The organism is Candidatus Neomarinimicrobiota bacterium, from assembly GCA_022567655.1.
Lineage (GTDB): Bacteria > Fidelibacterota > SORT01 > SORT01 > SORT01 > JADFGO01.
Genome location: JADFGO010000113.1, coordinates 1 through 5,853, shown reverse-complemented (window position 1 = coordinate 5,853; position 5,853 = coordinate 1). Strand labels below are relative to the sequence as shown.

At 44.0% G+C, this 5,853-nt stretch carries 5 protein-coding genes; 1 reads left to right on the top strand and 4 read right to left on the bottom strand.

Annotation, left to right across the window (positions count from 1 at the left end; translation table 11 throughout):
• Window positions 1-81: 81 nt before the first annotated feature.
• Complete coding sequence (locus IID12_09525; protein ID MCH8289326.1) at window positions 82-1,893, top strand: hypothetical protein; 1,812 nt, start codon at window positions 82-84, stop codon at window positions 1,891-1,893.
• Window positions 1,894-2,180: 287 nt separating this feature from the next.
• Here the strand turns inward: IID12_09525 and IID12_09520 are convergent, their stop codons facing one another.
• The 4 genes from IID12_09520 to flgA form a co-directional block, all read right to left on the bottom strand.
• Entirely contained in the window at window positions 2,181-4,226 is a 2,046-nt protein-coding gene (locus IID12_09520; GenBank protein ID MCH8289325.1) for a hypothetical protein, read from the bottom strand.
• On the bottom strand, window positions 4,219-4,650 hold the full coding sequence (locus IID12_09515; protein ID MCH8289324.1) for a hypothetical protein: 432 nt from the start codon (window positions 4,648-4,650) through the stop codon (window positions 4,219-4,221). The genes IID12_09520 and IID12_09515 overlap by 8 nt, the downstream gene beginning before the upstream one ends.
• 62 nt (window positions 4,651-4,712) lie before the next feature.
• Window positions 4,713-5,402: a flagellar basal body L-ring protein FlgH gene (locus IID12_09510; protein MCH8289323.1), complete on the bottom strand. Its 690-nt coding sequence runs from the start codon at window positions 5,400-5,402 to the stop codon at window positions 4,713-4,715.
• Complete coding sequence (gene flgA, locus IID12_09505) at window positions 5,403-5,807, bottom strand: flagellar basal body P-ring formation protein FlgA (GenBank protein MCH8289322.1); 405 nt, start codon at window positions 5,805-5,807, stop codon at window positions 5,403-5,405.
• Window positions 5,808-5,853: the final 46 nt, after the last annotated feature.

Genomic DNA, 5,853 nt, shown 5'->3' with positions numbered 1-5,853 from the left:
ATTGAAAAACAGCGTGAACTGTTAAAACCAATTGTAATTAGTCATAATGGAGAATGGTTAAGAGAAATCGGTGACGGTTTATTGCTCAGTTTTTCAAGTTCAACTGAAGCCGTCAAATGCGCTATTGAGCTGCAACATGCGGCTAAGGATGTTGAAAACCTTAATATCCGGATCGGAATACATCAAGGAGATATCATACAGCAAGATGGTGACCTATTCGGGGACGATGTAAATATCGCCTCAAGAATTGAGCCATTTGCGGCGGTTGGGGGAGTCGCAATTTCCGATAAAGTTAATCGGGATATTTCGAGCAGTTCGGAAATCAGAACCAAGTACGTTGGCGAACCGAAACTTAAAGGAGTAAAACAGGAGGTTAAAGTTTACTGTATCACTTCGCACGGGCTTCCCGAGACTAAGCTCTCCGAAGTATCCGCGAAACTTGAGAAACCCCCTGTTCCGTGGATACGGTATGCCGTCCCCTTACTGCTGATTATGGCTGTCGGTTCATACTTTCTTACAGGTACGGAGGAGGCTATAAGTTCGATTGCCGTCCTGCCTCTTACTAACATGTCCGGTGATCCGGAACAAGACTATTTCGCCATTGGAATGACTGAAGAATTGATTACTGAGATCTCGAAGATCAGCGCGCTAAGGGTAACTTCGCGTCAGTCCGTCATGCGTTTCAAAGATTCGGAGCTCTCACTGTCGGAGATTGCCCGTCAGTTGGGTGTGGACGCCATCTTGGAGGGATCTGTCTTTCGGGTAGGTGACAGCGTTCGCATTACAACACAATTGATACACGGCGCTACAGACGAACATCTCTGGGCTGATCGCTTTGATCGCGAACTTAAAAATATATTAATTATGCACAGCGAAGTGGCGAGAGCCATCGCTAAACAGATCAAAATCACGCTGACCCCGCAGGAGGAGACTCTTCTTTCTAACGCTCGTCCGGTAAACCCTGAAACTTACGAAGCATACCTAAAAGGGATGTACTATCTTGACAAGTCTGATCCTGAACTATTCAATAAAGGCTTGATGTATTTATCTGAAGCGATTGAAAAAAATCCGGCGGATCCTCTGGCTTATGCCGGATTGGCACAAGGTTACATCAATATCGGTCATGGTCCAGCGCCACCGCCTGGCGTATGGCTTAAAGCACAGGCGGCGACACTCACAGCCTTGAAATTGGATTCTACTCTTGCTGAGGGTCATGCAGCTTTAGCGCGAGTTAAACTCTATTATGAATGGGACTGGCCGGGTGCGGAACGTGAATTTGAACGTACTATAGAACTTAACCCGAGTTTGGTAAAAAACAGATATCATCATGCGTATTATTACTATCTTACGGGACATATGGATGAGGCGTTAGTAGAACACACCTTAGCCAAAGAACTCGATCCGCTGACCCCAATGTACACAGCATGGCTGGGAGGACTGTATTTGTTTGATGGGCAATTCGAAAGGGCGATGGAAGAAGCGCAAAACTCCTTAGAGTTGAATCCTAATTATGGTGCAGGGCTTTTAATACTTGGAGGAGCTTATCTTGAAATGGGCATGATTGAAAAAGCTATCGCAACCCATGAAAAGATGGCATCCGTCGCTCCGTGGTGGAGCTACGCTCTTGGCGTTACTTATGCCCGAACAGGTAATATCAGTGCCGCAGAAAAGATACTTGTTGAGTTGGAAGAAGCAGAAGCGACTCCATGGGGCGCGTTCACACTAATCTCTTTGAATGGGGCATTGGGGAATTTAGATGAGGCTTTCAAGTGGCTGGATTACGAGCAGCCGCATGCATGGATTCCATGGGTTTCTGTATTGCCGTGGTTTGAACCGCTGCGAGATGACCCGCGCTTCAAGGATTTTCTTGAACGTCTAAATCTCCCTGGATGAGTATAAACTGCCCGTATACTTGGAACACCAACTATATCACCCTTCAAGGTTTAAGATAGAACAGAAAATTCCACTGAATTTCTCATAAACGTATGAGTTTTGGGACACCGGAAAAGTGTGTCAAAAACGGTCGTTTTCGGGACATTCCCATAAACGTCCCAAAATCAAAGTCCCAAGAATATTGCATTTAACGAGTTTTGGCACTGCGAAATTGTGTGTCATTACCTACGTTTATGAGACTGTGCTACCTAAGTGCAGCATCTTGCGAGTTTGGATAAAGTCGGCCTTTAAATGTCCGGAAAATTCATCTTCTTCAATATAGCTTGAAACCTCGGATTTGAGCGGAATACAGGGTCAGAAAAAGTAGGACGCTGATTAATCTGTACTATCCAAAAAATACGATCCTCTATAGCACGTTCGAACCAGTCAATCGATTTCTCATAGTCCCCCAAAATATAATAATCTCTTGCTACTCTGTAAGAATTTATAGGATCTTGCTTCAGGTCGAATTCAAGAAAGACATTAAATAATCCTTTGATGCCGTAGAGATTGAACGCTTCTCTGTGTTCATCTAATACCTCAGCGGATACTTTATCAATTTCAAGTCCCTTCAGGTACAGCTGAGCCGCTTCTTCGTATTCTCCCTCACCAAGGTGAAGATCTCCCTTATTATAATACATCTGACTAAAGTCAGGATATAGTTCAATATTTCTATCCATAAACCGGCGGGCAGATTCTATATCCCCTGACCAATGGTATATCCATGATTCAACCCATAATATTACCAAAGATAGAGGGTCTAACTCTCTTGCAATTTTAATTTCTTTTTTTGACTCGTCATGCCTGCCCATATAGTTAAGATATTCCGCATACCATTGATGACCGGTAGCATAGTTAGGGCTTAACTCCAGTCCCTTTTTATATTCAGCTTCGGCAGCCTCCCAATCCCAGAAATGCTCAGTTAGGGCGTATGCAATGGCTATATGGGCTTCCCCGAGATTAGGATCTATCTCCAATGCTTTCAGCGCTGCCGCCTTACCCTTTGGATAGGTTTCTCGTGAAGGTAAGTTTGCGTATTGATGAAGAAGGACATAGCTTTCGGCTATGCCAACATGTGCCAACGCATATAACGGCTCAATGTTTACTGCTTCCTTAAAATATTCTAAACCTTTCTTAATATCATCGCCTGTTCGCTTATTCCAGAAATGTTTTCCCCTCAAAAATGCTTCATGCGCTGCGGGATCAATTTTCTTATTCGATGAGAGTTTAAGTTCTTCTTCCGGCGAGAGCGTTAATTTGACTTCCTTCGCTATCGCTTTTGCTATCCTGGATTGAAGTATCATAATATTTTCCAATTTATCCGTGTAACTGTCAGCCCAGAGATGTTCATCCGTGGAAGCTCGAATCAGTTGGACTGTAATTCTTACCTCTCCCTCAGCGTGCATAACAGAGCCTTCAAGAATTGCATCGACATTCAATTCCTTCCCAATTTCAGGAAGGGGTTTCTCTGTCCCCTTATATCTCATAACAGAGGTGCGTGAGATAACTTTAAGAGAGCGTATCTTTGCTATATTCGCTATTAGGGCCTCCGTCATTCCATCGCTGAAATATTCCTGATCAGGATCATTCGTCAGATTATCAAGCGGTAACACTGCAATTGAACGAATCTCGCCGGAAGCTTCAAGTACTCTGTCCCCCGATGAGAAAAATGGCAGATTCCATACTACGACCAAAAGTAGTGCCATCACAGTTGCACCAGCGTAAATGAACTTCCTTGGAATCGATTTTTCTGATATCAGTGTTTCTCCAGAAAAACTCCTCTTTTCACCAGTTGATGCACTTACAAAATATATATCAACAGGATCTTTTACATTCTTAAGATTTTTTGATCCCCCTGCTATTAAATCAATTTTCGCTTGGTTTTTAATCTGAGTGTATACTTCTCCCGACAAACATATACCTCCCGGTTCCGCAAGAGGTTCCAACCTTGAAGCTATATTGACACCATCACCATAAACCTCATCCCCTTTAACTACCACATCACCCACGTGTATACCGATTCGTAGTGACATCTCGTCTTCTAACTTAAAGACATGCTGAATCTCAATAGCAGCATTCACCGCTTCTATGGCGCTGTTAAACCGGCAGAATGTTCCGTCACCCACAAATTGGATTATTTCACCGTCGTGCTTATCCACATGAGGCTTCATCAGATCACGGTGTCTTTCGATCAGTTCTCTCGCCTTATCCTCATCCTCTTGCATCAGAGCGGTATAGCCCACCATGTCGGTGAACATGATAGCGGCTAACTTTCTTTTAGGAGAGTCACTCATATTTAAAATTCATCTTCTCTAACAGTGCCAAGAATCTCGGATTGGATCGGAAAAGAGGATCTGTATATGGAGGTTCGATAAGTATTCCGGTTATCCACACATCCTTTTGATCATAAGATTCTTCAAGCCAATCAATTGCTTTTTCATTTTCTCCCAGAAAACCGTAACTCTGAGCGATCAATGAGGGATTAGGATCATCTAAAGAAATTAGTGATTCAAGGAAAGCTCTGTTCATTCCCTCTAAACCGGATGCACGAAATCCTTTTTCGACTGATTCGATAAAATCAGCAGGGAAACCGCCAAATCGAATATATTTCATTGTGTATTTATATGCCTCTTTATCGGAATCTCCATTTCGATATATAAGTGACAGCATCCAATTTGGAAGATAGGAGTTCGGATATAGTTGAACAACCGATTTCAACAGTTTAATACCTTTATCTCTGTTTCCGCTTAGATATACAATAAAACCTTCATTTGCATGGATTACCATGGCAAGAGGATCGATCTCTCTTGATTTATGGACTTGAACCAAAGATTCTTGAGGTAAAGAGTGTATCTGCATTCATGTTTGATAATTTGGAAAGAAACAATGGTTCCTCGCAGAATCATCAATTGTTCTTCGTTATTTACGGTCACTGACCGCTTGCCCTCAATTTCGAAATTACCGTTGGCATACGCTTTGACGATGACCGCCGAAAGTGTTGCAGTCAACGTTCCCGTACGTGTGGTTGTTCCACTGCCCTGGAGTGCCCTGCTTGTTGACGCCTGCAGGTTCGGATTGAATGCGGTTCCCATTCCCAGGAAATTCTGGATATTAAAATTACTGGGCAAGCCCAAAACTCCCGTTGTCGTGAGGTTGATGTTGGAATTTTTTGAGGTATCGGTCGTGGCCGACTGAGACGAACTGGCAGTTTCGTTGATCACAACAGTAACAATGTCTCCGACCTGCCTTGCTTTCGTGTCTTCAAAAAACAGATTTTTCGACGTGTCTCCCGGCCAGATTCCTCCATCGGACACCTCTCTTTTTGATTCATAAAGTTTTTCCGGGATGACTGTAGACTTCGGGTCGATCGCTCTGTGCGTGTTGGCGCAGGCCGCCGCACTCGTCATTACAAAAATCAGCAACCAGGGCAGTCGAGCCATCCCCGCAAACAAATTATTAAAATTCCCCATTTAGAACTTTACCTCTACCGTGTTGGCATCAATCACTTCGCCGTAAACCATTTTTTTACTATTCAGATTCACCACCTGAACGATGCTGTTTTTAAATCCTTCTTCCCGCACCGTACCCGGCGCTGTGATTTTTAACCCCCCTCTTCGCACAACGATCATCACACGGTCGCCCCGGTTGACCAGGGGAGCTTTTTTAGTATCCCGCCGCTTCACAATTCTTCCGCTTTTCAGGTTTCTTGTCGCTTCCCGGCCCACCACCTTATCCAGACGAACGGGTGCCTCTCTTAATATTCGGTCCGAACGGATTTGGTCCAGCGTCACATCTTCACGGCGGACGATTTCGCCGCGACCGACATCATTCATCATGCGAACTACATCCAGGGAAATCGTTACCTTCGAATTCAAACGTAACCTTCTGATAAAGCGACCATCCACCTTCACTTGGAGAGTC

Bases quoted from the DNA above. Each gene is read 5' to 3' on its own strand.
- IID12_09520 (MCH8289325.1), bottom strand. From the start codon at position 4,226: ATGAGTGACTCTCCTAAAAGAAAGTTAGCCGCTATCATGTTCACCGAC.
- IID12_09510 (MCH8289323.1), bottom strand. From the start codon at position 5,402: ATGGGGAATTTTAATAATTTGTTTGCGGGGATGGCTCGACTGCCCTGG.